The sequence below is a fragment of the Streptomyces lasalocidi genome, from assembly GCF_005280215.1.
In the GTDB taxonomy this organism is placed as follows: Bacteria; Actinomycetota; Actinomycetes; order Streptomycetales; family Streptomycetaceae; genus Streptomyces; species Streptomyces longwoodensis.
Window position 1 is genome coordinate 2,718,173 of record NZ_SZNQ01000001.1, and the last position, 25,266, is coordinate 2,743,438.

Annotated in this window: 21 protein-coding genes and 2 tRNA genes; 3 read left to right on the top strand and 20 right to left on the bottom strand. The window is 72.0% G+C overall.

The window, feature by feature from the left end; translation table 11 throughout:
- Positions 1-191: 191 nt before the first annotated feature.
- From ndk to E4U91_RS12060, 4 genes are all read right to left on the bottom strand, one after another.
- Positions 192-605 carry a nucleoside-diphosphate kinase gene (gene ndk / locus E4U91_RS12045; RefSeq protein ID WP_137306852.1) on the bottom strand — a complete coding sequence of 138 codons (414 nt, stop codon included), beginning with the start codon at positions 603-605 and terminating at the stop codon, positions 192-194.
- Positions 606-686: 81 nt separating this feature from the next.
- A complete protein-coding gene (locus tag E4U91_RS12050) occupies positions 687-1,043 on the bottom strand; it encodes a DUF4233 domain-containing protein (RefSeq protein WP_137306853.1) in 357 nt (118 codons plus the stop codon).
- A 9-nt stretch (positions 1,044-1,052) separates the two neighbouring features.
- Entirely contained in the window at positions 1,053-2,570 is a 1,518-nt protein-coding gene (folC, locus tag E4U91_RS12055; protein WP_137306854.1) for a bifunctional tetrahydrofolate synthase/dihydrofolate synthase, read from the bottom strand.
- A 236-nt stretch (positions 2,571-2,806) separates the two neighbouring features.
- Positions 2,807-5,431, bottom strand: coding sequence for a valine--tRNA ligase (locus tag E4U91_RS12060; RefSeq protein WP_137306855.1), 2,625 nt, complete (start codon positions 5,429-5,431; stop codon positions 2,807-2,809).
- Between the two features lie 136 nt (positions 5,432-5,567).
- On the opposite strand from E4U91_RS12060, the gene E4U91_RS12065 reads away from it, so the two are divergent.
- A complete protein-coding gene (locus E4U91_RS12065) occupies positions 5,568-6,548 on the top strand; it encodes a hypothetical protein (RefSeq protein ID WP_137306856.1) in 981 nt (326 codons plus the stop codon).
- 88 nt (positions 6,549-6,636) lie between these two features.
- Here E4U91_RS12065 and clpX read toward each other — a convergent pair whose 3' ends face one another.
- From clpX to E4U91_RS12090, 5 genes are all read right to left on the bottom strand, one after another.
- Entirely contained in the window at positions 6,637-7,923 is a 1,287-nt protein-coding gene (gene clpX, locus E4U91_RS12070; RefSeq protein WP_137306857.1) for an ATP-dependent Clp protease ATP-binding subunit ClpX, read from the bottom strand.
- 176 nt (positions 7,924-8,099) lie between these two features.
- Positions 8,100-8,780 (bottom strand): ATP-dependent Clp protease proteolytic subunit, encoded by a 681-nt coding sequence (locus E4U91_RS12075; RefSeq protein ID WP_137306858.1) that lies wholly within the window; start codon positions 8,778-8,780, stop codon positions 8,100-8,102.
- Between the two features lie 143 nt (positions 8,781-8,923).
- Complete coding sequence (locus E4U91_RS12080) at positions 8,924-9,532, bottom strand: ATP-dependent Clp protease proteolytic subunit (RefSeq protein ID WP_055623941.1); 609 nt, start codon at positions 9,530-9,532, stop codon at positions 8,924-8,926.
- 299 nt (positions 9,533-9,831) lie between these two features.
- Positions 9,832-11,223: a trigger factor gene (gene tig, locus E4U91_RS12085; protein ID WP_168218106.1), complete on the bottom strand. Its 1,392-nt coding sequence runs from the start codon at positions 11,221-11,223 to the stop codon at positions 9,832-9,834.
- Between the two features lie 190 nt (positions 11,224-11,413).
- Positions 11,414-11,490, bottom strand: a tRNA-Pro gene (locus E4U91_RS12090).
- 165 nt (positions 11,491-11,655) lie between these two features.
- On the opposite strand from E4U91_RS12090, the gene E4U91_RS12095 reads away from it, so the two are divergent.
- Positions 11,656-11,729: transfer RNA gene (locus E4U91_RS12095), tRNA-Gly, on the top strand.
- 268 nt (positions 11,730-11,997) lie between these two features.
- Here E4U91_RS12095 and E4U91_RS12100 read toward each other — a convergent pair.
- Positions 11,998-12,192 carry a hypothetical protein gene (locus E4U91_RS12100; RefSeq protein ID WP_067241091.1) on the bottom strand — a complete coding sequence of 65 codons (195 nt, stop codon included), beginning with the start codon at positions 12,190-12,192 and terminating at the stop codon, positions 11,998-12,000.
- 443 nt (positions 12,193-12,635) lie between these two features.
- Here E4U91_RS12100 and E4U91_RS12105 point away from each other — a divergent pair, with 443 nt between their 5' ends.
- A complete protein-coding gene (locus tag E4U91_RS12105; protein WP_137306860.1) occupies positions 12,636-13,727 on the top strand; it encodes an acyltransferase family protein in 1,092 nt (363 codons plus the stop codon).
- A 47-nt stretch (positions 13,728-13,774) separates the two neighbouring features.
- Here the strand turns inward: E4U91_RS12105 and E4U91_RS12110 are convergent, their stop codons facing one another.
- From E4U91_RS12110 to E4U91_RS12155, 10 genes are all read right to left on the bottom strand, one after another.
- Positions 13,775-15,196, bottom strand: coding sequence for a DUF6177 family protein (locus E4U91_RS12110; RefSeq protein WP_137306861.1), 1,422 nt, complete (start codon positions 15,194-15,196; stop codon positions 13,775-13,777).
- The gene (eccCa, locus tag E4U91_RS12115; RefSeq protein WP_137306862.1) at positions 15,193-19,179 is read right to left on the bottom strand and encodes a type VII secretion protein EccCa; all 3,987 of its coding nucleotides are present in this window, start codon (positions 19,177-19,179) and stop codon (positions 15,193-15,195) included. The genes E4U91_RS12110 and eccCa overlap by 4 nt, the downstream gene beginning before the upstream one ends.
- Positions 19,180-19,213: 34 nt before the next feature.
- Complete coding sequence (locus tag E4U91_RS38950) at positions 19,214-20,731, bottom strand: nucleotide-binding protein (RefSeq protein WP_137306863.1); 1,518 nt, start codon at positions 20,729-20,731, stop codon at positions 19,214-19,216.
- 60 nt (positions 20,732-20,791) lie between these two features.
- A complete protein-coding gene (eccD, locus tag E4U91_RS12125) occupies positions 20,792-22,147 on the bottom strand; it encodes a type VII secretion integral membrane protein EccD (RefSeq protein ID WP_137306864.1) in 1,356 nt (451 codons plus the stop codon).
- A gap of 76 nt (positions 22,148-22,223) precedes the next feature.
- Positions 22,224-22,550 carry a hypothetical protein gene (locus E4U91_RS12130; protein ID WP_137306865.1) on the bottom strand — a complete coding sequence of 109 codons (327 nt, stop codon included), beginning with the start codon at positions 22,548-22,550 and terminating at the stop codon, positions 22,224-22,226.
- Between the two features lie 87 nt (positions 22,551-22,637).
- The gene (locus E4U91_RS12135) at positions 22,638-23,087 is read right to left on the bottom strand and encodes an HD domain-containing protein (RefSeq protein ID WP_137306866.1); all 450 of its coding nucleotides are present in this window, start codon (positions 23,085-23,087) and stop codon (positions 22,638-22,640) included.
- A 181-nt stretch (positions 23,088-23,268) separates the two neighbouring features.
- Positions 23,269-23,925: a hypothetical protein gene (locus E4U91_RS38955; protein ID WP_241678568.1), complete on the bottom strand. Its 657-nt coding sequence runs from the start codon at positions 23,923-23,925 to the stop codon at positions 23,269-23,271.
- 126 nt (positions 23,926-24,051) lie between these two features.
- A complete protein-coding gene (locus tag E4U91_RS12145) occupies positions 24,052-24,453 on the bottom strand; it encodes a hypothetical protein (protein WP_137306867.1) in 402 nt (133 codons plus the stop codon).
- Positions 24,446-24,844, bottom strand: coding sequence for a hypothetical protein (locus E4U91_RS12150; protein WP_137306868.1), 399 nt, complete (start codon positions 24,842-24,844; stop codon positions 24,446-24,448). The genes E4U91_RS12145 and E4U91_RS12150 overlap by 8 nt, the downstream gene beginning before the upstream one ends.
- Before the next feature lie 18 nt (positions 24,845-24,862).
- Positions 24,863-25,261, bottom strand: coding sequence for a hypothetical protein (locus E4U91_RS12155; RefSeq protein ID WP_137306869.1), 399 nt, complete (start codon positions 25,259-25,261; stop codon positions 24,863-24,865).
- Between the last annotated feature and the right edge of the window lie 5 nt (positions 25,262-25,266).

Here is a 25,266-nt window from a genome sequence, read left to right on the forward strand (position 1 = left end):
CGATCGGCACCGCATATGCCGAGCCACGGCCGAAAACGTACGCTCACCGCAGGTCAGACCGGTCACCGATCTGACGCTCCCTCAGAAAGATCCACGAAAAATCCGTCCGGGGGGTGGGACGGCCCGGCCGTGTCGCGGGGACGGACCCCCTGACGGCACCCGGGGCACCCCGGGGCACCCGGGGGGCGGGGTCAGGCGTGGTGCGGGAAGAAGAGCTTGACCTCTCGCTCCGCGGACTGCTCCGAGTCCGAGGCGTGGATCAGGTTCTCGCGGACGATCACGCCGTAGTCGCCCCGGATGGAGCCCGGCGCCGCGGCGATCGGGTCGGTCGGGCCGGCCAGCTGGCGGACGCCCTCGATGACCCGCTCGCCCTCGACGATCAGCGCCACCACCGGGCCGGAGGCCATGAACTCCACCAGCGGCTCGTAGAACGGCTTGCCGACGTGCTCACCGTAGTGCTGCTCCAGCGTGGCCCGGTCCAGCGTGCGCAGCTCCAGCGCGGTGATCCGCCAGTCCGCCTTGCGCTCGATACGGCCGATGATCTCGCCGGTCAGGCCACGACGGACGGCGTCGGGCTTGAGGAGGACGAGGGTGCGCTGGGTCACGGGGGGACTCCTTTTTCCTGCCAGGTGTGCGGTGGGACGGCACGACTGGCCCTGAGGTTACAGGGCGTGTCGCGACCGCTGTCACACAGCGTCAGGGCTGCCGGAGCCGGCCTGCGCCGCGAACCTCGCCTTCGCCTCCTCGACCTTGCGGCCGAAGTGCACCGAGGCCCACCACAGGGCCGCGAAGACCACACCCAGGAAGAACATCATCGGCACGAAGAACCCGGACGCGACCAGCGCGATCTGCAGCGCCCAGCCCAGCACCACGCCCGCGGGCCGGGTGACCACGCCGCACAGCGCGACGCACAGGAACATGGCGATCCCGCACACCGTCCACACCGTGCCCGTGGACAGGTCGGGGTCCTTCATGGCGACCAGACCGGCGAACCCGACGACGAAGAACTCGCCGATCAGCGTCGAGGAGCAAAGCGTACGCACTGTCGGACCTCAGCCCTTTCCCAGCAGCAGGCGTGCCTCGCCCACCGTGATGACGGAACCGGTGACGAGCACGCCCCCGCCGGCGAACTCGCCCTCCTCCTCGGCGAGCGTGATCGCCGCCTCCAGCGCGTCCGGCAGCCGCGGCTCGACCTGGACGCGCTCCTCGCCGAACACCTCGACGGCCAGCGCGGCCAGTTCGTCGGCGTCCATGGCGCGCTGGCTGGAGTTCTGCGTGACGACGACCTCCGCGAAGATCGGCTCGAACGCCTCCAGCACTCCCCGCACGTCCTTGTCGCCGCTCGCGCCGACCACGCCGATGAGCCGACTGAAGTCGAACGCCTCGCCGACCGCCTCCGCGGTGACCCGGGCGCCCGCCGGGTTGTGGGCGGCGTCCAGGACGACGGTCGGGGACCGCCGTAGGACCTCCAGGCGGCCCGGTGAGGAGACGGCCGCGAACGCCTTGCGCACCGTGTCGACGTCGAGCTGCTCGGCGCGCTGGGCGCCGACGCCGAAGAACGCCTCCACGGCGGCGAGGGCGACGGCCGCGTTGTGCGCCTGGTGGGCGCCGTGCAGCGGCAGGTACACCTCGGGGTACTCGCCGCCCAGGCCGCGCAGTGTGATCAGCTGCCCGCCGACGGCGACCTGCCGGGCGACGACGCCGAACTCCAGGCCCTCGCGGGCCACGGTGGCGTTCACCTCGACGGCCTTCTTCAGCAGCACCTGCGCCGCGTCGACCGGCTGCTGGGCGAGGACCACCGTGGCGTCCTGCTTGACGATGCCGGCCTTCTCCCCGGCGATCGCCGCGTGCGTGTCGCCGAGCCGGTCGGTGTGGTCCAGGTCGATGGGCGTCACGACGGCCACGTCGCCGTCGATGACGTTGGTGGCGTCCCAGGAGCCGCCCATGCCCACCTCGACGACGGCGACGTCCACGGGCGCGTCCGCGAACGCGGCGTACGCCATGCCGGTCAGCACCTCGAAGAACGACAGCCGGTACTCCTGCTGCGCGTCGACCATCTCGACGTACGGCTGGACGTCCCGGTAGGTCTCGATGAAGCGCTCGGCCGAGATCGGGGCGCCGTCGAGGCTGATGCGCTCGGTGATCGACTGCACGTGGGGGCTGGTGTAGCGGCCGGTGCGCAGTTCGAAGGCGCCGAGCAGGGCCTCGATCATGCGGGCCGTGGAGGTCTTGCCGTTGGTGCCGGTGATGTGGATCGAGGGGTACGACCGCTGCGGCTCGCCGAGCACGTCCATCAGCGCGGAGATCCGGCTGACCGAGGGCTCCAGCTTGGTCTCGCCCCAGCGGGAGGCCAGCTCCGCCTCGACCTCGCGCAGGGCACGGTCGACCTCGGGGTCCTCCGGGCGGCCCGGTACGTCGGCCTGCTGCGCGCCGCCCTGGGTGCGCAGGGTGCGGCTGCCGGCCTCGATCACCGCCAGGTCGGGGTCGCGGGTGGTCTCCTCCGCGATGAGGTCCTCGAAGGCGTCGAGGGGGTCGACGGGGTCGGGCTGGTCGTCGGTGGGGTGGCTCACGGGGCCCAGTCTACGGACGTGGCGGCGGTGTGCGTGCCGCGGCTTCGGGGTGCGCGGTCCGAGTGGGAGCTCGTCGCCGTGGGCGGCTGCGGGTCCGTCGTGGCTGGTCGCGCCGTTCCCCGCGCCCCTGAGGTCGGCAGGGCCGGGCTCCGTGAGCAGTGCACCGGTTCTCCAGCGGAACTCGAGAAGGCCCCCGGCGCATCGGTGCGCCGGGGGCCTTCTCGTGGTGCCGTCGGCTACGCCGGGGGCAGCTTCTCCAGCTGGGACTGGATGCGGGTGATGTCCTCCTCCGCCTTGGCGAGGCGGGTGCGGATCTTGTCGACCACCTGGTCGGGGGCCTTCGCCAGGAACGCCTCGTTGCCGAGCTTGGCCGTCGCCTGGGCCTTCTCCTTCTCCGCGGCGGCCAGGTCCTTCGCGAGGCGCTTGCGCTCGGCGGCCACGTCGATCGTGCCGGAGAGGTCCAGCGCGACCTCGGCGCCCGCGACCGGCAGGGTCGCCGTCGCCGTGAAGGAGTCGCCCTCCGGCTGCAGGCGCAGCAGCTGGCGGATGGCCGTCTCGTGCGGCGCGAGCGAGGTGCCGTCGAGCGTCAGCCGGGCCGGGACCCGCTGGCCGGGCTGCAGGCCCTGGTCGGCGCGGAAGCGGCGGACCTCGGTGATGACCGACTGGAGGGAGGAGATCTCCCGCTCGGCCGCAGCGTCGCGGAAGCCGCTGTCGGCCGGCCAGTCGGCGATCACGATCGACTCGCCGCCGGTCAGCGTCGTCCACAGGGTCTCCGTGACGAACGGGACGACCGGGTGCAGCAGCTTCAGCGTGACGTCCAGGACCTCGCCGAGGACCCGCTGGGAGACCTTCGCGGGCTCGCCGCCGGCCTGGAAGACCGTCTTGGACAGCTCGACGTACCAGTCGAACACCTCGTCCCACGCGAAGTGGAACAGCGTGTCGGACAGCTTGGCGAACTGGTAGTCGTCGTAGTAGGCGTCCACCTCGGCGACGACCGAGTTGAGGCGGGAGAGGATCCAGCGGTCGGTGGAGGACATCGCCGACGGCTCCGGCAGCGGCCCCTCGACCGTCGCGCCGTTCATCAGCGCGAAACGGGTGGCGTTCCAGAGCTTGTTGGCGAAGTTGCGCGAGCCCTGGACCCAGTCCTCGCCGATCGGCACGTCGACGCCCGGGTTGGCGCCGCGGGCCAGGGTGAAGCGCAGGGCGTCGGAGCCGTACTTGTCCATCCAGTCCAGCGGGTTGACCGCGTTGCCGAAGGACTTGGACATCTTCTTGCCGAACTGGTCGCGGACCATGCCGTGCAGGGCGATGGTGTGGAACGGCGGGGTGCCGTCCATCGCGTACAGGCCGAACATCATCATCCGGGCGACCCAGAAGAAGAGGATGTCGTAGCCGGTGACCAGGACGGAGTTCGGGTAGAACTTCGCGAGCGACTCGGTCCGTTCGGGCCAGCCGAGGGTGGAGAAGGGCCACAGGCCGGAGGAGAACCAGGTGTCGAGGACGTCGGTGTCCTGGCGCCAGCCCTCGCCGCTCGGCGGCTGCTCGTCGGGGCCGACGCAGACGACCTCGCCGTCGGGGCCGTACCAGACGGGGATGCGGTGGCCCCACCACAGCTGGCGCGAGATGCACCAGTCGTGGAGGTTGTCGACCCAGTCGAAGTAGCGCTTCTCCATCTCCTGCGGGTGGATCGTGACGCGGCCGTCGCGGACCGCGTCGCCGGCCGCCTTGGCGAGCGGGCCGACCTTGACCCACCACTGCATGGACAGGCGCGGCTCGATGGTGGTCTTGCAGCGCGAGCAGTGGCCGACGGAGTGGACGTAGGGCCGCTTCTCGGCGACGATCCGGCCCTCGGCGCGCAGCGCGGCGACGATGGCGGAGCGGGCCTCCAGGCGGTCCAGGCCCTGGAAGGGGCCGTGGGCCGTGATCACGGCGTGCTCGTCCATGATCGTCAGGGACGGCAGGCCGTGGCGCTGGCCGATCTCGAAGTCGTTCGGGTCGTGGGCCGGGGTGACCTTGACGGCGCCGGTGCCGAACTCGGGGTCGACGTGCTCGTCGGCGACGACCGGGATGGAGCGGTCGGTCAGCGGGAGCTTGACCAGCGTGCCGACGAGGTGCCGGTAGCGCTCGTCGTCGGGATGGACGGCGACGGCGGTGTCGCCGAGCATCGTCTCCGCGCGCGTGGTGGCGACGACGATGGAGTCGTCCCTGTCGCCGTAGCGCATGGAGACCAGCTCGCCGTCGTCGTCCTGGTACTCGACCTCGATGTCCGAGATGGCCGTCAGACAGCGCGGACACCAGTTGATGATGCGCTCGGCGCGGTAGATCAGCTCGTCGTCGTAGAGCCGCTTGAAGATGGTCTGGACGGCCTGGGACAGGCCCTCGTCCATCGTGAAGCGCTCCCGGGACCAGGCGACGCCGTCGCCGAGGCGGCGCATCTGGCCGCTGATCTGGCCGCCGGACTCGGCCTTCCACTGCCAGACGCGCTCGACGAACGCCTCCCGGCCGAGGTCATGGCGGGACTTGCCCTCCTTGGCCAGCTCGCGCTCGACGACGTTCTGGGTGGCGATGCCCGCGTGGTCCATGCCGGGCTGCCACAGCGTCTCGTGGCCCTGCATGCGCTTGCGGCGGGTGAGGGCGTCGATCAGCGTGTGCTCGAAGGCGTGCCCGAGGTGCAGGCTGCCGGTGACGTTCGGCGGCGGGATGACGACGGTGTACGGGGGCTTGTCGCTCTTGGCGTCCGCCTCGAAGTAACCGCGTTCCACCCAGCGCTCGTACAGCGGCCCCTCTACATCGGCCGGCGCGTACTGGGTCGGCAGTTCTGTGGTGGGCGCTGGCGGCTGCTGCGATGCGTTCTCGGTCACGGGGCTCAGTTTAGAGGTGTCACGACCCCGTCCCGAAACGCGTTTGTTCTGTAACGGTGGGCCCCCCGCCGCTTCGTGCGCCCCGTGCCTGGGTGAGGATGTCAGGAACACATAAGCTCTGGAGGGGAACGCAGGAATGAGTCACAACCAGCCGGGCCCGTACGGCGGGGAGCCCCAGCAGCCCGGACCGTACGGTCAGCCGGGCCCCTACGGCCAGCAGCAGCCGCAGGCCCCCCAGCCCGGTTACGGCTACCCCCAGCAGCCGCAGGCCCCCCAGCAGCCGGGGTACGGCTACCCGCAGCAGGCGCCGCAGGGTGTGCCGCCGCAGCAGCCGTACGGCCAGCAGCCCGGCACCCAGCCGATGGGCCAGCCCCCGTACGGCCAGCCGCCCTACGGCCAGGCCCCCTACGGCGCCCCGCAGCCGCCGGCGTCCGGCGGCGGCAAGAAGAAGGCCGCGATCATCGTGGCCGCGGTGGCGGTCGTCGCCGCGATCGCCGTCGGCGCGACCCTGCTGCTGGGCAACAGCTCCGGCTCCGGCTCGGACATCGCCGACGACGGCCCGCACAAGCTCACCACGCCGGCGACGGTGCTCACCCAGTACAAGAAGTCCGACAGCGTGGACTCCGGCGGCTTCGACGACAGCGACATCCAGGACGCCGAGAAGCACGGCGTGAAGAACGCCGAGGGCGTGCACGCCGGTTACCAGGCGGGCGACGAGAACAACCCGCTGGCCATGAAGATGATCAACTTCATGGGCGTGTACGGCGACATCGACGACCCCGAGGCGGTCGTGGACGGCGTGTTCGCCGACACCAAGAAGGAAGCCCTCAAGGACGGCGACGGCGAAGTCGTGGGCCAGCCGAAGGAGTTCAAGCCGGCCGGGCTGAAGGACGCGGTCCTCAAGTGCCAGGAGATGAAGGTCAAGGACGACTCGTCGTCCTCCTCCTCCGGGCCGAGCGAGATCAGCATGCCGGTGTGCATCTGGGGCGACCACAGCACGATCGGCGTGATCCTGCACGTCGACCTCGCGGACGCCATGGGCGGCAAGTCGGCCGACCTGACGGCGGCGGCCGAGCTGACGGCCAAGTTCCGCAACGAGGTGCGCGTCAAGGCGTGACGCGGGACGGGCCCGGGACACCGGGCCCGAACGCGGAAGGGGCCCCGGTCGGTCGACCGGGGCCCCTTCGCACGTCACACGGGGGGCGTCACGCCGTCTTCTGCTCGCCCGGGCCGCGGCCGCGGGTGTCCCTCGGGATCAGGGTCGGGTTCACATTGGAGTGGACGACGTCGGCCGTGATGACGACGCGGGCCACGTCCTTGCGGGAGGGCACCTCGTACATCACCGACATCAGCACCTCCTCCATGATGGCGCGCAGGCCGCGGGCGCCGGTCTGGCGCAGGATGGCCTGGTCGGCGATGGCCTCCAGCGCCTCGCGCTCGAAGTCCAGTTCCACACCGTCGAGTTCGAACAGCCGCTGGTACTGCTTGACCAGCGCGTTGCGCGGCTCGACCAGGATCTGCAGCAGGGCCTCGCGGTCGAGGTTGTGCACGCTGGTGATGACCGGCAGACGGCCGATGAACTCCGGGATCATGCCGAACTTGACGAGGTCCTCCGGCATGACCTCCTCGAACTGGTCCTTGGACTCCAGCTCCCGCTTGGAGCGGATCGTCGCGCCGAAGCCGATGCCCTTGGCGCCGGCCCGGGTCTCGATGATCTTCTCCAGGCCCGCGAAGGCACCGCCCACGATGAACAGCACGTTCGTCGTGTCGATCTGGATGAACTCCTGGTGCGGGTGCTTGCGGCCGCCCTGCGGCGGGACCGACGCCGTGGTGCCCTCGAGGATCTTCAGCAGCGCCTGCTGGACGCCCTCGCCGCTGACGTCCCGGGTGATCGACGGGTTCTCGCTCTTGCGGGCGACCTTGTCGATCTCGTCGATGTAGATGATCCCGGTCTCGGCCTTCTTGACGTCGTAGTCCGCGGCCTGGATCAGCTTCAGCAGGATGTTCTCGACGTCCTCGCCGACGTAGCCGGCCTCCGTCAGCGCCGTCGCGTCGGCGATGGCGAACGGGACGTTCAGCATGCGGGCCAGGGTCTGCGCCAGCAGCGTCTTGCCGGAGCCGGTGGGCCCGAGGAGCAGGATGTTGGACTTCGCCAGCTCGATGGCGTCCTCGCGGCTCTGGCCCCCGCCGTTCTCACCGGCCTGTACGCGCTTGTAGTGGTTGTACACCGCGACCGACAGGGCCTTCTTCGCGGCCTCCTGCCCGACCACGTAGCCCTCGAGGAACTCGTAGATCTCGCGCGGCTTCGGGAGTTCCTCCCAGCGGACCTCGCTGGTCTCCGCCAGTTCTTCCTCGATGATCTCGTTGCAGAGGTCGATGCACTCGTCGCAGATGTACACACCGGGCCCTGCGATGAGCTTCTTGACCTGCTTCTGGCTCTTGCCGCAGAACGAGCACTTGAGCAGATCGCCGCCGTCACCGATGCGTGCCACGGTGTGCTTCCCCTTCGCCTGGGAGACGCCTGGACGTCAGTCCAGCGGCTCCTGGTGCTGCCTTATGTCGACGGTACCTTGCCGGGCCCCCCGTTCGGGCCCCCCTTGGCACGGTTCGCTTTGACGTGATCCGTGTCAAACCGTGCCAAGGGGCGGCAGACGCTTCGGCCTGCGCGTCAACGCAGGGACGCGTTGTTCATCTTCCGGGTGGAGATGATCTGGTCGATCAGCCCGTACGACAGGGCGTCCTCGGCCGTGAGGATCTTGTCGCGCTCGATGTCCTCGCGGATCTTCTCCAGCGGCGTGGTGGAGTGCTTGGCCAGCAGGTCCTCCAGCTGGGCCCGCATCCGCAGGATCTCGTTCGCGGCGATCTCCAGGTCGGAGACCTGGCCCCGCCCGGTCTCGCTGTACGGCTGGTGGATCAGGACGCGGGCGTTCGGCAGGGCCATGCGCTTGCCCGGCGTGCCGGCGGCCAGCAGGATGGCGGCGGCCGAGGCGGCCTGGCCCATGCAGACCGTCTGGATGTCCGGCTTGACGAACTGCATCGTGTCGTAGATCGCCGTCAGCGCGGTGAAGGAGCCGCCGGGGCTGTTGATGTAGACCGAGATGTCACGGTCGGGGTCCATCGACTCCAGGCACAGCAGCTGCGCCATGACGTCGTTGGCCGAGGCGTCGTCGATCTGCACGCCGAGGAAGATCACGCGCTCCTCGAAGAGCTTCGCGTACGGGTCGTACTCGCGGATGCCCTGGGAGGTGCGCTCGACGAAGCGCGGGATGACGTAGCGGGACTCGGCCGTGGGGCCGGTGTACTCGGCGCGCGTGCGGTCGTAGAGGCCGGCGCCGGGGAAGTCGTTCACGGTGTCTCCTGGAAAAGGCTCGGGCGGTGACTGGGGGGCTGCTGGAGCACTGGGGGCCGTGCGGGGCCCTGCGGGGTCCCGTCGGGCCCCTGGGAGCCTGTCGGGCCCCTGGGGGCCGGTCGGGCCCGCTGGGCCGTCCGGCCTCAGGCCGCCCCGGTGCCGCCGCCGCCCGGCATGCCGGCGGCCGTCGGGATGACGTCGTCGATGAGGCCGTACTCCTTGGCCTCGAAGGCGTCGAACCAGCGGTCGCGGTCCGAGTCGCGGGTGATCTGCTCGACCGACTGGCCGGTGTGCTGCGCCGTGAGCTCGGCCATGCGCTTCTTGGTGTGCAGCAGCCGCTCGGCGTGGATCTTGATGTCGGAGGCCGAGCCCGCCAGGCCCGCGGAGGGCTGGTGGATCAGGATCTCGGCGTTCGGCAGCGCGAAGCGCTTGCCGGGGGTGCCCGCACTGAGCAGGAACTGGCCCATCGAGGCCGCGAGGCCCATGGCGATGGTCACCACGTCGTTCTTGATGAACTGCATGGTGTCGTAGATCGCCATGCCGGCCGTGATCGAACCGCCCGGGCTGTTGATGTACAGGTAGATGTCCTTGTCCGGGTCGGCGGCAAGGAGCAGCAGCTGCGCGGTGATCTTGTTCGCGATGTCGTCGTCGACCGGCTGGCCGAGGAAGATGATCCGCTCGTTGAGCAGCCGGTTGTAGACCTGGTCGCCGAGGCCACCACCGATGGAAGGCTCGCCGGCGGCTGAGGGCATCAGATTCGTCACGTATCCACCTGCTCGTCTTACGACGGCGCCGGGCCGTCTCACATTGTTCTGCCTTTCATGGACCCTAACGCGCGGGTCCCTTCGGCGAGTCCCGCAGAGTGAGGTGTTCGCCGGGGGCGTAGCGCCGCGCCGCGGGGCGGGTGGCGGGCCGCCGGGACCGGGGACGCGAACGGGCCCCCGGTGAGGTCCGGGGGCCCGTTCTGCGTGCCGTTCTGCCTGGCTCCGTGGCCCTCCCCCGGCCCGCGGGGCGGGCGTCAGGGGTGCCGGGGGGCCGGTGCGGGGGCTGTTCAGCCCTCGGTCTTCTCCTCGGCGGCGTCGCCCGCCTCGGTGTCGGCGTCGGCCGCCTCGGCGGTGGCCTCGTCGTCCTCGTCGTCGAGGTCGATGACCTCGCCGTTGGTGTCCTTCACCGTGGCGGACTCCACGACCAGGGCCAGGGCCTTGCCGCGGGCGACCTCGCCGACCAGGAGCGGAACCTGGCCGCCCTCGACGACGGCCTGGGCGAACTGGTCGGGCGACATGCCGGAGGAGGCGGCACGGCGCATGAGGTGCTCGGTGAGCTCCTCCTGGTTGACGTTGAGCTTCTCGCGCTTGACGAGCTCGTCCAGGACGAACTGGGTCTTGATGCCCTTGACCGCGGCCTCGCGGGTCTCGGTCTCGAACTCCTCGGCGGTCTTGCCCTGGAGCTCCAGGTACTTGTCGAGGGTCAGGCCCATCTGGCCGAGCTGGTGGTGCTCGAGGTTGTGCTTGCGGGTGTTGACCTCGTCCTCGAGCAGCTTCTCGGGGACCGGGACCTCGACCAGCTCGAGGAGCTTGTCCAGGACGCGCTCCTGAGCCTGCGTGGCCTGGTCGAACTGCTTCATGTCGGCCAGGCGCTTGGTGCTGTCGGCCTTCAGCTCGTCCAGGGTGTCGAACTCGGAGGCGAGCTGTGCGAACTCGTCGTCCAGCTCGGGCAGTTCGCGCGCGGCGACCTGGGTGACCTTGACGGTGACCTCGGCCTCCTTGCCGGCCGCGGAGCCGCCCTTCAGCTCGGAGGTGAAGGTGGCCTCCTCACCGGCGGACAGGCCCTTGACGGCGTCGTCGATGCCCTCGAGCAGCTCGCCGGAGCCGATGGTGTAGGAGACGCCCTGGGCGACGCCGTCCTCGAGGACCTCGCCGTCGACCTTGGCCTCCAGGTCCACCGTGACGACGTCGCCGTCCTCGGCGGCCCGCTCGACCGGGGAGGTGGAGGCGAAGCGCTCGCGCAGCTGCTCGACCGACTTCTCGACGTCCTCGTCGGTGACCTCGACGGCGTCGACCTCGACCTCGATGGAGGAGAAGTCCTCGGGGAGCTCCAGGGACGGGCGGACGTCGACCTCGGCGGTGAAGTTCAGCGTCTCGCCGTCCTTCAGCTCGGTGATGTCGACCTCCGGCTGGCCCAGCACGTTCAGGTCGGCCTCGTTGACCGCCTCCGTGTAGAACTTGGGCAGCGCGTCGTTGACGGCCTCCTCCAGCACGGCACCGCGGCCGAAGCGCTGGTCGATGACCCGGGCGGGGATCTTGCCCTTGCGGAAGCCCTTCACCGTGACCTGCTGGTTGATCTTCTTGTACGCCGCGTCGAGGCTGTCCTTGAGCTCCTCGAAGGGCACCTCGACAGTGAGCCGAACCCGGGTCGGGTTCAGGGTCTCCACGGCGCTCTTCACGGTTAGGTCTCCTTGTGGCTGACTGCTTGGGTTCTGCCGGGGCCAGACTGGTCCGGCGGATCGCCGCCCGGAGGAGTTCGTGGCCGATGAGGCCGGGACACACGGGCGCGCAGCTTGCATAGTAACCGCAGGGCGTGAACCACCCAAAAGACGATCAGCGCGGCGCTGCGCGGGGCGACCGGTGTTCCCGTGGTCGGGGTGGCGGGATTTGAACCCACGGCCTTCCGCTCCCAAAGCGGACGCGCTACCAAGCTGCGCCACACCCCGTCTGGTGCGACACGTAGGGTACATGCCCGCGGGCACGCCGACGGCCGTGTTTCAAGCGGCGTCCACGGACGCGCCCCGTGGCCGGTCGACGGGGTGTGCGGCGAGGGGCACCGACCCGCTACGATGCCTGAGGCGCCGCGGTCCACCGACCTGCGGCCCACGTGTGCGGGCGTAGCTCAATGGTAGAGCCCCAGTCTTCCAAACTGGCTACGCGGGTTCGATTCCCGTCGCCCGCTCCAGCACGACACAGGCCCAGGTGAGCGGGTGCTTTCCCGCTTCCTGGGCCTTTGTCGCTCCCGGGGTCGGATGGATCGCGGGCCCCGGGTCGCGGCCTGAGTGCCGCCCGGATCCACAAGTAGCCCCCTGAATCGCCCACGCGGTCGGCCGCAGTACGTCGGCCGGCGGTGCCGCGCCGTAGGCGTCGAGCGCCCATGCCGGCGGGAGGACGGCCGCGCCGCTCACGTGCTGGCCGGCGGGGTGCCGAGGGCGCGGTGTCCGTGGTCGTGTTCAGAAGCTGATCGAGTTGATCGTCTCCGCCAGGGAGTTCAGGAACCTGTTGATCGACGGGGCCATGCCCGTGGAGGCGAGGAAGAAGCCGAAGAGGATGGCGACGATCGCCGGGCCCGCCTTGATGGAGCCGCCCCGCATCAACACCACCAGGATGATCGCCAACAGCAGCACCACAGACAGTGAAATGGCCACAACTGATCACACCCTCGGTCGTCCGCTCTCCCGGCCCGGGGACGCACCCCCGCATGGACCATCGTGCCACCAACAGGGCCGCCCCATGCGGGTCATGGGACATCAGTCGTGGGCGGGGCCGGACCGGTCGTGCCGCACAGCAATTCGACAGCCGTACGGGGGAGGCCGTTCGGGGGACTTCGGCGTCGTATCGCCGTCTTATCCGCACAACGTATTCGCGGGGAATGCGAATTGCCGGTGGGGGGTGGGAAGGGTGGGGCTTTTTGTGGTGGTTTCGTGGGGACTTGGGGGGGTGAAGAGGGGTATAGCGGACGGAGGTGTGGTCCGTATGACACGTGTCCTTGTCGGAATTCCGGGTAGTCGGGAAGGACCCGCTCCGGCGCCAACCCGGAAAGACCTCAGGGGTTTTACGCAAACCCACGGACACCGCTAGGGTGCCTCAGATGTTCCACGCCGCCTCGTCCCCGATCCCGAGTCCCCGCCCGCCGCGGCCCGGTCGTGACGCGTTCTTCGACAACGCCAAGTACCTCGCGATCGTGCTGGTGGCCGTGGCCCACTCCTGGGAGCCGCTGAAGGGCGACAGCCGGACGCTGCAGGCCGCGTACATGTTCGTGTACGCCTTCCACATGCCGGCGTTCATCGTCGTCTCCGGGTTCTTCTCCCGCAGCTTCGACGGCAGCCCCGACCGGCTGAGACGGCTCATCACCGGCGTGGCGGTGCCCTACGTGGTGTTCGAGACGGCGTACCCGCTGTTCCGGCAGGCGGTCGACGGGCAGCCCATGGACATCACCCTGCTGGACCCCTGGTACCTGACCTGGTTCCTGGTCGCCCTGTTCATCTGGCGGCTCACCACCCCCGTCTGGAAGCTGGTGCGGTGGCCCCTGCCGCTCGCGCTGGTCCTGGCCATGCTGGCCTCCGTCACCCCCGGCATCGGGGACGACCTCGACCTCCAGCGGGTGCTGCAGTTCCTGCCGTTCTTCGTCCTCGGCCTGTGCCTGAAGCCCGAGCACTTCCGGCTGGTGCGGCGCAGGTCCGTGCGGATCGCCGCCGTCCCCGTGTTCGCCCTCGCGCTGACGTTCGCGTACTGGGCCGTGCCGCGGATGAACACCGCCTGGTTCTACCACCGCGACGCCGCGCAGGAGCTGGCCGCGCCATGGTGGGTGGGGCCGGTCATGCAGCTCGCGCTGTTCGGCTGCTCCCTGCTGCTCACCGCGTGCTTCTTCGCGTGGGTGCCGGGGCGAACCCTGTGGTTCACCGCGCTGGGCGCCGGCACCCTGTACGGCTACCTGCTGCACGGCTTCCTGATCAAGGCCGCCGACTACCGCGGCGTGTTCGCCCGCCCGTTCTTCCACACCCACCTCGGCATGCTCACGGTGAGCGCGGCCGTCGCGGCCGCCGTCACCGTGCTGTGCAGCGGCCCCGTGCGGCGGGTGTTCCGGTGCGTCGTGGAGCCCCGGATGGACTGGGCGTTCCGCAAGGACCCGGTGCGGGCCGCGCAGGAGCGCGAACCCCGCCGGGAGAAGGTCTCCGCCTGACGAGGGGTCCGCGCTCCGGTCGGCTGCGCCGGGTCACCTGCCCTGGGTCAGCTGCCCTTGAGGTGCCGCATCAGGCGCTCGAAGTCCTGCCAGCCCGACAGGTCCGACGGGTCGCCCGGGAACGGGTAGTACAGCGCCGGGCGGGTCCTCGGGCCCAGCTCCCGCGGCTTCTCGCGCAGCGGCGTGCGGCGGGCCCGGTCGCCGGGCATCGTCCGGACCTCCTCGGCGCCCAGCACGAAGGCGTACGGCACGCCCGGGCCCTCGAAGTGCGGCGGGACGGAGAGGTCGCGGCGGGCCCTGCGGACCTGGACCAGCATCGACTGGAGGTCGTGGCGGGTGGCCAGCGCCTCCGCGGCCTTCTGCACCGACTCGGTCGGGGGCTCCTCGGCGGCGCCGTAGCCGAACGCCAGCGTGACGTCCTCCTCGACGCCCGCCGTCGTCCGGGTGATCCGCACCGTCGCGAGGCCGGGCCGCTCCGGGGAGCCGACCACGACCACCCACGTCGGCTCCGGCGACCGCTCGAACGCCACGTCGGTGAGCTGGCGCAGCGACCAGGGGAGGTTGGCGGGCTCCTCGGTGCCCCAGCCGGCCGGGGGCTCGCCGGTGATCTCGCGCCAGACCGACTCCACGGCGCCGCCGAGCACCAGCCGGTCGTCGGCGGGGTGGACGCAGCGGAAGGAGATGGCCAGCTGGCGTTCTCCGGTGTCCGCGGCGCCCTGGGCGAAGGTCTCCGCGATGGGGGTGCGCGGGTCCTCGGCCGTGGCGTCGGGCGACTCCAGCGTCACGAACAGGCCGTTCGCCCACTGCAGGATCGCGCCGGACAGACCGTCGTAGTAGCCGCACTTCTCGTCCTGGACGACCCAGCGCGAGGGCCAGCCCGGCAGCGCGCCGCGCACCGTCGGCGACAGCCGGGTGCCGGCGGGGGTGACGATCTGCAGGCCCAGCTCGGCCTCGGCGGCCGCCCGGAAGGTGTCGGCGAGCCAGGAGGTCATCGCGACGACCGGCCGGTCCTGGATCACCACGGCGACCTTGTCGGTGAGGACGTCCACGGCGGGCTGCGCGGCCGCCGGCACCGGCACGGCCGTCATGCCCTCGGTGTTCACCACCCCGATCGAGGTGGCCACCCCGCGCGGCCAGGCGGTGCCGCCGACCAGCGTGGCGATGCGCCCCACGAAGGTCCCGGCGAGCGCCTCGGCCTCCTTCACGCCGGTGGTGGCGCGCGCCTCGGTCCACCAGTACGGGACCTCCGGCTCGCTCGCGCCGAGCAGCCGTTCGGCCTCGCCCCTGACCTGCACGAGCAGCGGGGCCTCCACCGACAGCAGCGGGCGGCCCTGCTCGTCGTGCAGTCGTACGAGCGCCCCCTCCGCCTCGGCGCCGACCAGCAGGTCGGGGCCGCCCGAGAGCAGGCCCGCGATCACGCTCAGCGGGTCCGGCATCTTCTTCGTGAGTGCGACGACGTCCTTCGTCATGGGTTCACCCTCTCCCCCGCGTAGACGGTCTGGATCAGCCGGTTCGGCTCGCCCCGGCGCACCAGCACGCCGCGGCCGGGCGGCTGCTGGGAGGCGTACACCCCGGTGAAGAGCTGGCCCTCGCTGCGGTCGCCCGTCATCACCAGCGCGGCGGCGCCCGACTCGCGCAGGCCCATCATCAGCGGCTCGTACAGCCCGCGGGAGGCGCCCGCGACGCGCCGGGTCAGCACGAAGTGCAGGCCGATGTCCTGCGCCGAGGGGATGTACGGCACGAACGGCGCGAGGGGCTGCTGGCCGGCGGTGGTCAGCACGTCGTAGTCGTCGACCAGGATCACGATGCGCGGGCCGGAGAAGGTGCCCGGCTCCAGGTCGGAGCCGTCGGCGCCGTCGTCGGGCAGCCGCTTGTCCAGCTCGGTGGCGATGCCCGCCGCGAGGGCGCCGCACAGCTTGGCGTTGTAGGCGTAACCGCCCCGGTACTCCTCGGGGATGGCGCCGCGCAGGCCGCGGCGGGGGTCCATCACGCCGAAGACCAGCTCCTCGTCGCCGTAGCGCTCGATCAGGCCCTGGGCGATCACCTTGAGCAGGTTGGTCTTGCCGCACTCGCTGTCGCCGAGGACCAGCAGGTGCTGGTCGTGCCGGAACAGGTCGAGCATGACCGGTGCGAGGTGCGTCTGGTCCAGCGCGATGGGCACCCGGCGCGGTTCGGCGGCCGGGCCCGGCAGCAGCCGCGGCTCCAGGACGTGCGGCAGGACCCGCACCGGCTGGGCGACCTCGCCCGTCCAGGTGGCGCGGATCGTGCGGGCGGTGCGCTCCAGGACCGCGCCCAGGTCGGAGGTGTCGGCGAGGCCGTCGGTGCGCGGCAGCGCGACCTGCGCGAACAGCTTGCCGTCGGTGAGGACGCGGCCCTTCTCCTCCGGGGCGAGGGTCTGGGCGAGCTTGCGCTCGATGCTGGACTCGGTCGGGTCGTTCAGCCGCAGCTCGACCCGGGTGCCGAACTGCGACTGGGTCGCGATCCGCACGTCGTTCCAGCGCAGCATGCCCGCGACGACGTGGATGCCGTAGCCGCTGCCGCGCTTGAGGATGTCGACGACCGCGTCGTCCAGTTCCTCGAAGTCGTCGCGCAGGGCGCCGAACCCGTCGATCAGCAGCACGATCTCCGTGGACGCCAGCTCGGGGAGCCGACCCGCCGCGCGCAGGGTGCGCAACTGCTCCAGGGAGTCGATGTTGTGGACGCGGAACAGTTCCTCGCGCTGGTCGAGCATGCCGCGCACCGAGTCGATGGTGCGGGCGGCGCGCTCCCGGTCGGCGCGGCCGGCGACGCCGCCGACGTGCGGCAGCCCGGCCAGCGCCTGGAGGCCGCCGCCGACCAGGTCGAGGCCGTAGAGGCCGACCTCCTGCGGGGTGTGGGTGAGCGCGAGGGACAGGGCGAGGGTGCGCAGCAGGGTGGTCTTGCCGGACTGGGGTCCGCCGATGACGGCCGCGTGGCCGCCGGCGACCGTGAGGTCCAGGTACCACTGGCCCTGCCACTGCTTCGTCGGGTCGTCCAGGAGGCCCAGCGGCACCCGGAGCGGTCCGCGCCGCTTGGCCAGCTGCATGCCGCGCGCGCCGACCTCCAGGGGTCCGGCGACCTTGTCGAGGGCGACCGCGTCGGGAAGCGGGGGCAGCCAGATCTGGCGCACGGGGCGGGCGCCCGCGTTCTCCAACTGCTGGACCATGACGCCCATTTCGGTGGGCCCGGTCTCCCGGCGCCGCATCTGCGGCTCCTGGGGCGCGGCGCCCTCCTCCTGACCGAGGGTGTTGTACGCCTCGTACTCCAGGGCGAGGGGCCCGGTGTCCTCCTCCTCGCGGCGCACGGGGCCGCGGTAGGCGCCGGAGACGTAGCCGGCCTTGAACCGCTCGTAGTGGCTGGTGTCGACCTTGAGGTAGCCGAAGCCGGGCAGCGGCGGCAGGTGGAAGGCGTCGGTGGTGTCCAGCACGGTGCGCGACTCGTCGGCGGAGAAGGTGCGCAGGCCGAGCCGGTACGACAGGTAGGTGTCCAGGCCCTTGAGCTTGCCGCCCTCGATGCGCTGGCTGGACAGCAGCAGGTGCACGCCGATGGAGCGGCCGATGCGGCCGATGGACAGGAACAGGTCGATGAAGTCGGGCTTGGCGGTGAGGAGTTCACCGAACTCGTCGATCACCACGAACAGGTGCGGCAGCGGGTCGAGGTCGGGCCGCTTCTCGGCGCGCAGGGCCGCGTAGTGGCCGATGTCGGCGACGTTGCCCGCGTCCTTGAGGACCTGCTGGCGGCGCTTGACCTCGCCGGCCAGCGAGGCGTGGACGCGCTCGACGAGGCCGGCCTGGTTCTCCAGGTTGGTGATCACGCCGGCCACGTGCGGGAGGTCGGCGAAGGGGGCGAAGGTGGCGCCGCCCTTGTAGTCGACCAGGACCAGCGCGAGGTCCTCCGGCGGGTGGGTGGCGACCAGGGCGAGGACCAGGGTGCGCAGCAGCTCCGACTTGCCGGAGCCGGTGGCGCCGACGCACAGGCCGTGCGGGCCCATGCCGAGCTCGGAGGACTCCTTCAGGTCGAGCAGGACCGGGTCGTGGGAGTCGCTGACGCCGATCGGCACGCGCAGGAAGGCCCGTTCGCCGCGCGGCGCCCACAGCCGGGCGAGGTCGAGGTCGGCGACGTCGTCGATGCCGAGGAGGTCGGCGAAGTCGACCGGACCGCTCAGCGGGGCGTCGGCGGCCATCGAGTCGGCGGACAGGCGCAGCGGGGCGAGCATGCGGGCGAAGCCCTCGGCGAACGGCACGCCGATCTCGTCGACGGTGCCGTGGGCGCCGATCGGCTCCTCCTCGCGCAGGTCCTCGATGGCGATGCGCTCGCCGTCGACGGTGATCCGCACGCCGACGCTGCCGGGTTCCTGCACCCGCTCGTCGAGCAGGTGCAGGACCGTGACGCCCATGTCGCGCAGCCCGACCGCGTCGTCGGGGCGGGGCAGGTCGACCGCGTCGTCGCCGTGCGCGTCGGCGACGACGAGCAGCCGCGAGGTCATCGCGAGGGCGTCCCGGCCGGACAGGCCGCGGCGCACCTCGGCCGCGTAGGAGGCGCGGCGGCGCAGCTCCGGGCCGATCTGGCGGGCCAGTTGGGGCATCGAGGGGGCGATGCGGCGGGCGCTGACCGGCCCGTCGAACTGCTCGGGGTCGAGCAGGTGGGGCAGCCACTTGGCCCACTCCCAGTCGGCGACGCGGTCGCCGGGCGCGGCCAGCGCCAGCGCCACGTCGTCGGGGGCGTGCATCGCGGCGGTCTGCACGAGCAGGGCGCGGGCGACCCGCAGGGTGTCCTCGCGGCGGCCGATGACGCTGACGTTGCCGACCCGGTCGAGCGGCACGGTCAGCGGCAGGTCGGTGCCGGTGCGGAAGCGGGCCATCAGCGCGGACGCCTCGTTCAGCATGAACTGGTCCGGCGGGGTCAGCACGGACGAGCCCTGCTGGCCGACCTTGAGGTCCCGTACGGGCATCTCGCCGGTGCCGACCCGCACGCGCAGGAAGTCGCCGTCCAGGCGCCGCCGTTCCCACAGCCGGGCCGGGTCGCGGACGACGTCGTAGAGGGCGTCCGGCGGCGGGTTGAGCACCTGGGCGGTCTCCGCGCGCTCGCGTTCCTCCCCGGACAGCTCCTCGCGCAGGTCCTCCAGGTAGGCGAGGTAGGCCTCGCGCTGGGTGCGGCGGGTGCGCTGGGCCTTGCCGCGCTGGGAGAAGACCAGGGTGAGCGAGCCGGCCAGGGTGACGACCAGGATGATCGCGCCGAGCCCCGCGAACTGGCTGTTGCGCACGACCGTCATCATCACGACGGACGACATCACGCCGGCCACGGGCAGCAGCGACGTGGCGATCGAACCCGCCTTGCCCTCGGGCAGGTTGGGCGGCGCCTCTATGGTGCGCGGTTCGCTGGCGGCCGGCGGCCGGGTGGTGCGCGCCGGGCGGTGGATCAGTCGGGTACTCATCGTCGTGGCCTCTGTGGGGTCCCTTCGAGGGCGCTCAACGGCGCTTCTGGGACAGTTCGAAGACGTCCGCGGCGAGCCGGGTCACGGCCTGCCGGGTGGCGCGGGCGAGCAGGTCGGTGCGGATGGCGCCGCCGGCCGCGAGGTGCCGGTCGTAGGGCAGCGTCAGCACGCTCGCCCCGGTCGCCTTGAGCTGCTCGGCCGCCTTGTCCAGGTCGAGTCCGGGGTGCGGGACGGTCTCGGTGAGGACGACGACGGTCGAGGTGGTGATGTCCCGGGGCAGGCCGCGCATCCACTCCAGCACCGAGCGGGTGCTGGCGATGCCCTCCAGGGTGGCGGGCACGGTCAGCACCCGGGCCTGCGCGGCGGACAGCGCGGTACGGGCCACTTCGGCGGGCAGCGTCTCGCAGTCGACGACGGTCACGCCGAAGTAGCGGCGCAGCGACACCATCACCCGCTCGTAGCCGCGGGTGTCGAGCATCGCGCCCACCTGTCCCTGGCTGCCGGGCAAGAGCCAGGCGTTCTCCGGGAGTTGCACGAGGTAGCCGGTGATGTCCAGCAACGACATCTGGGGTTCGACGAGGGCGGCGAGGTCACCGGTGGTCCAGCGCAGGCTCTCCGCGCCGAGCCGCACCGGCAGCGAGCCGAGCGCCGGGTCGGCCTCGACGATCAGCACCGGGTCCTGCCGGTAGTGCGCGTAGGTGGCGCCGAGCAGCGCGGCGACGGTGGTCTTGCCGGAGCCGCCGCGGATGGAGGTGACCGCGATCTGCCGCCCGGTGGTGACGGGCCGCTGCAGCACCTCGGCGGTCGCGGTGGCCCCGGCGACCTCGCGCGCGGCGGACGACGACACGGTACGGCGCACCGCGCGCAGGGCCCGGGCGGCGAACGGCTCGCCGCGGCGCGGCTTCAGCGCGGCGGCGGAGAGCCGCTTGTCCAGGACGGGGCGGGTGTCGGGCACGGAGCCCCGGCGGCCGGCGGCCGCGGCGGCACCGGCGCCGGCGCCCCGAGCGGGGGGCTGCGGCTGTGCGTGCGGCTGGGGGGGCGGGGCGGTGTGCTGGGCCGGCGGGGGGGTCGGGGCGGGCTGGTGCCCGGGGTTCCGGGGGTAGGGCTGCTGGGCGTAGGGAGCGGCTGGGGCGGCGCCCTGGCCGCCGTCGTGGGGCTGCTGCGGGCCCGGGGAGGCGGGCGGGGCGCCCTGGTCGCCGTACGGCTGCTGCGGGTAGCCGTAGGCGGGGGCGGGCTGCTGGGGGTAGCCGTACGAGGACTGCTGCTGGGGGTAGCCGTAGCCGGGCCCGGGCTGGGGGGACGGGTCGGGACGGTCCGGGCCCGGGGCGTTCTGCGCGGGCACGCCGGGGTGGGCCGGGGGCCGGGGTGCGGGGGCGTCCCCGTCGGGCGCGGGCTGCTGTGCGGCAGCCTGCTGCGACGGGGGCTGCTGGGCCGCCGGCTGCTGTGACGCGGCCTGCTGCGACGGGGGCTGCTGTGACGCGGCCTGCTGGGGTGCCGCGCCGGCCCTCAGGTCGCGCAGCACGTCGTTCTGCCAGTTCTCACCGCTCGGCATGTCGCCCTTCTCCCCTTGCGTCGGCCTCCCCCGGAGCACCGCCGCGTCGTCCCTCGGAACTCAGAACTTGTCGAGCAACTGCCCGTAGATGCCGAACACGCCGACGGCCAGCGGGAACAGCCCGATCACGCCGAAGGACTCGATGAGATCGGCCAGCCTGCGCAGCCGTACCCGCACGTGCTCGGGCGGTTCGATCGCGAGGACCAGCAGCGGCAGCACCGCGGCCGCCGCCAGCAGGGCCAGCGCACCGGCCCCGCCGGAGTGGTCAAGCCACAGCACCGCGAGGCGCACGACGAGCACGGCCGCCGCGCCGAACAGCGCCACGACCTCCGCGACCAGCGGGAACGCGCGGGCCCGCGACAGCAGCACCACGGCGGTGAGCGAGGCGAGGACCACCGTCCACACGGTCGGCTCGTCGGCGGTCGTCAGCAGCCAGCCGCCGGCGGCGGCCGAGGCGGCCGCGACCACGGTGGCCAGGGCGAGTCCGCGGTGGGTGGCGGCGAGCGCGTTGGAGACCTGGTGACGGCTGACGGAGACGCCCGAGGAGCGCCGGTCGTCGAGGCCGGTGAGCCCGGAGGCCATCAGCGCGAGCCGCGGCAGCAGGCCGAGCAGCACCACGGAGAACACGGCCATCACGGCACCGAGCCGGTCGGGACGGTCCTGAAGGGCGGCGACGGCCTCCCAGACGAGGGCCACGGCGACGGCGGCGACGGCACCGATGAGCCCGCCCCGGCCGAGCGGTGAGAAGTAGGCGAGCAGGACCAGCGTGAGCACCAGCGCGCCGACGACGCCGGCCAGCCGGGCCTCGCCGGACCAGTCGTAGGCGTCGGCGGCGGTCCACGCGGCGAGCAGGCCGAGCCCGCCGGCGGCGAACAGCAGCGCGGTGGCGAGCCCCAGGTTGCCCTCGCCGACCTTCGCCACGACGGCGCCGGCCAGCAGGAAGACCACGGTGGCCGCCAGCAGCGCGGTGGCGACGGACTCCAGCGCGAACTCGTGCCGTGCCAGCACCGCCGCGGCCACGGCGAACACGACGGTGGCGACCCCGGCGCTGACCCGGCGCGCGGCCGGACGCCAGCGCCAGGCACGCAGGTCGAGGTCGTCGGCGACCTGGTCGGTGACGTCGTGCACGACCGGCGCGGGGGGCGCGGCGTGCGCCCGCACGAGCTGGAGGACGGCGCCGTCGGCGACCTCGGCCGAGGACAGCGTGGCGTCGTTCGGCAGCACCGAGCCGTCGGAGGTGACCAGTTGCCGCGTGGTGGGCCGGGTAGCGACCCGGTCGTCGAGCAACCGCAGTATGTCCGGGAGCAGTTGACCGATCGGCGTGTCCGACGGCAGGACGAGGTCGGCGCGCCGCCGCTCACCGATCAGGGTGACTCGGCTCAGCTGGGTCCGAGACGTCGTTGCAGTGCTCACCACTCACCGGAACCTATCATCGCGTCATTTCGGCCACGGGCCCTGTTCGAGGTGATCCCGTCACCCACGTCGGTTGTCCTCACCGCTTCTCCCCACTCGCGCTGCCGGAAGGGCTGCCGGAGGGGCTGCCCGAGGGGCTGCTGCCGGAGGGGTTGTACAACTGCTCCTGCTGCTGCCGCTGCTTGTCCTGCTCGGCCTTCTGCTTGGCCAGGGTGGCCTGGAGGAAGGACCAGCCGACGCAGCCGGCGCACAGCACGGCCGCGATCGCGATGCCCGCGAACACCTTGCCGAGCCGCTCGTCCAGGGTGCGGCGGCCGCGCTGGGTGCCGAACAGCAGCGCGTCGCGCATCCGCCGCCGGCGTACCGCGACCGACTCGAGCAGTTGGCTGTCGTAGTCCCGTGCCATTCAGTCGTCGTCCCGTACTGGTGTCGTCTGGTGTCGTCCGCCGGTGCGGTCGGTCGGTGCCGGTCGGTCGGTTCCGGCCGGTGTCGGTCAGTCGTCCGAGGTGAGGCCCAAGTACTGCCTCATGGCGCTGTACTTCCGCTCCAGGCGCCGCGCGGTGGCCTCGTCGAGGACGGCGAGCCGGTCCGGGTCGGCGTTGTGCGCGAGGTCCGCCGCCTTGACCAGCCGGGCGCCCGGGGTGGCGAGGATCCGCCGCGCGTACGCCTGTGGTGCCTCGCCGGGCTGCTTGGTCACCGCGCGGACGACGTCCTTGGTGCGCCGGTCGAGGTCGGCGGTGCGCAGCCAGTCCTCGCTCAGTGCGCCGTCCTCCACGGCGTCGTGCAACCAGGCCGCGGCGACGAGTTCGTCACCGCCGCCCCGGGCGCGGACGCCCTCGGCGACGGCCCGCAGGTGCTCGGCGTACGGCCGGCCCGCCTTGTCCGTCTGCCCGGCGTGCGCGGCGAGCGCGAGGGCCTCGACCTCGGCGAGACCCAGGCTCACGACGCGCGCCTTCCATCGTGCCCGTGCCCGTACTGCGGCATGCAAGCTCCCCCTTACTTTGCCCGTGCAACATAAGGCACGGGAGGGCGGGGAGTACACCCGGGGTGCGGATCCGGGGGCGGGCGGGAGCCGTGGGTGCTCCGTCGGCCGACCCGTGGGTCAGGGGTTCCGCGTCAGCCCGTCAGCCCGTCAGCCCGGAGACGATCATGAACAGGAGCCACAGGACCGGGACGAGGCCGACGTAGGCGAGGGGCCTGCGGTGCACGGGGGCGCCCGGGTCGACCTGCCGCCCGTGCTGCCCCGGCGCCGGGGGCTGGAGCTTCTTCACCTTGCGCGAGACCACGAGGTTGTGGATCAGCGTGAACGGGGTGAACAGGAACAGCGAGAAGGGACTCCACCAGCCCTGCCAGAGGGTCTCCGTGGTGAGCGCCCGGTACACGGCCACACCGCACGTCCCGCACATCGGCCCGTCCAGCTTCCGGAAGGTCATGACGACCAACAGCCCACGGTGGGCCCGGAAGGTGACGGGCACGGCGGGGGAACCTCCACAGAACCTGCACGCGGAGGCGAGGGGTTGGGGGTGGGCGGGGTGGCCTTGATAGCCCGGGTGGCCGGGGTGGGCGTAGGGCTGGCCGGGGTGGGTCTGGGGTGGTGCGGGGGCGTAGGGGGTGCCAGGGTGTCCGTAGGGCCCACCGGGGTTGGCGGCGTACGGGTTGCCGGTCGGCTGCTGGGGCGGGACGGCGGGTGCCTGGGGGTAACCGCCCTGCTGGGCATACGGGTGGGGACCGCCGGCCTGGGGAGCAGCGGCGTACGGGTTGCCCTGGGGCGGGGTGGCCATGGGTGAGTGACTCTCCGTGGATGACGGCTTCCGGACGGCCATGCATATCGTGGTGGACCGGGGGGACGTCAACCGGGTTCTTCGGCAACGCCGTTGCCCCGCCCGGGGCGACTCGGCCGAACGCGGTCAGGAGCCGCTCGCGGCCAAGGCCTTGACGGCGTCGGAGTTCGGGGCGTCGGTGAGCGAGCCGGGCAGGACGCGCCCCCGGTTACTCTCCGAGGACGACAGCTCCGCGAGCGCCTGAGATGGCGGAATGCCCCGTCCCTTGGCGTCCTGCAGCCGGGTGTGCCAATGTCCTCCTTCGGCGAGGGCACGGCCCCCGGCGTCGCTGCGGGGAACCCACGCAGCAGCGTCGTCCTCGTCGCACCCCCATACGTAGCCGAGGACGGCGCCGCCCGTCTTGTCGACCACGGTGAGGTAACGGACCAGCTTGTCGGTCCGGGTGCGGTACCTGGGGGGTCCCTCCCCCACGGAGTTGAAGTGCACGTCCTCGTCACGGCGCGCGGATTTCCGGGCGGGCTCAGTCACCGACGGCTCGTTCCTGGAGGGCGGCGAGGGACGGGGCCCCGGTGAGGGAGCCGGGGACGACGTGGCTCAGCTTGCTGTCGTTCGCGCCGCGCGCCAGCTCGGCGAGCAGCGCCGCGGGGGCGAGCTCCCGGGCCTTGCCGCTGCGCAGCGCCCGCAGCCACGACGCTCCGGCGTTCACCGCGCGCGGCGGAAGTCCCGGCGGCACCACCCAGCCGGCCGCGTCGTCGCCGTCGTTGGCCCACACGTACCCGATCACGGTGCCCGCCGCGTCGGCGACAGCCAGGTACGCGACGGGCCCGCCGGTCTGCCGGCAGTACGCCGGAGGAGCGTCCACCTCCGTGAACGGCAGGTTCGCGGCAAGGCGCGGATTGACCGTTCGTCCGCTCCTCATGGCGGCGTCCGCGTCCCGTCAGCTCTCCTCGGCCAGTTCCTTCACGGCCTGGAGGCTCGGGGCCTGGGTGAGGGACCCGGGGACGACGTGGCTGGGATTGGCGGGGTCGGAGTCCCGGAGGAGTTCCGCCAGGGCAGCCGAGGGACTGATGCCCCGGGCCTTGGCGTCCCGCAGCCGGGAGACGTAGAGGGCTCCGCGGTTGAAGGCCTCGTCGCCGCCCGCCTTCCGCACCTTCCAGCCCGCGGCGTCGTCCTCGTCGTTCGCCCACACGTACCCGAGGACCGTCCCCTGACCATTGGCGACGGTCACGTACTGGACCGGCTTGTCCGTGGTACGGGAGTAACGGGCCGGGCCCGCCACTTCCTCGAACTGAAGAGGCTCGGTCAGGCGGGGCTGGACGTTCCGCTCCCGGCTCATGGTCG

What these genes read in the sequence shown, in the direction of transcription:
- E4U91_RS12065 (WP_137306856.1), top strand. Translation starts at nt 5,568, where the DNA reads ATGAGTCACAACCAGCCGGGCCCGTACGGCGGGGAGCCCCAGCAGCCC.
- E4U91_RS12080 (WP_055623941.1), bottom strand. Translation starts at nt 9,532, where the DNA reads ATGCCCTCAGCCGCCGGCGAGCCTTCCATCGGTGGTGGCCTCGGCGAC.
- E4U91_RS12105 (WP_137306860.1), top strand. Translation starts at nt 12,636, where the DNA reads ATGTTCCACGCCGCCTCGTCCCCGATCCCGAGTCCCCGCCCGCCGCGG.
- E4U91_RS12110 (WP_137306861.1), bottom strand. Translation starts at nt 15,196, where the DNA reads ATGACGAAGGACGTCGTCGCACTCACGAAGAAGATGCCGGACCCGCTG.
- eccCa (WP_137306862.1), bottom strand. Translation starts at nt 19,179, where the DNA reads ATGAGTACCCGACTGATCCACCGCCCGGCGCGCACCACCCGGCCGCCG.
- E4U91_RS38950 (WP_137306863.1), bottom strand. Translation starts at nt 20,731, where the DNA reads ATGCCGAGCGGTGAGAACTGGCAGAACGACGTGCTGCGCGACCTGAGG.
- E4U91_RS12130 (WP_137306865.1), bottom strand. Translation starts at nt 22,550, where the DNA reads ATGGCACGGGACTACGACAGCCAACTGCTCGAGTCGGTCGCGGTACGC.
- E4U91_RS38955 (WP_241678568.1), bottom strand. Translation starts at nt 23,925, where the DNA reads ATGGCCACCCCGCCCCAGGGCAACCCGTACGCCGCTGCTCCCCAGGCC.
- E4U91_RS12150 (WP_137306868.1), bottom strand. Translation starts at nt 24,844, where the DNA reads ATGAGGAGCGGACGAACGGTCAATCCGCGCCTTGCCGCGAACCTGCCG.
- E4U91_RS12155 (WP_137306869.1), bottom strand. Translation starts at nt 25,261, where the DNA reads ATGAGCCGGGAGCGGAACGTCCAGCCCCGCCTGACCGAGCCTCTTCAG.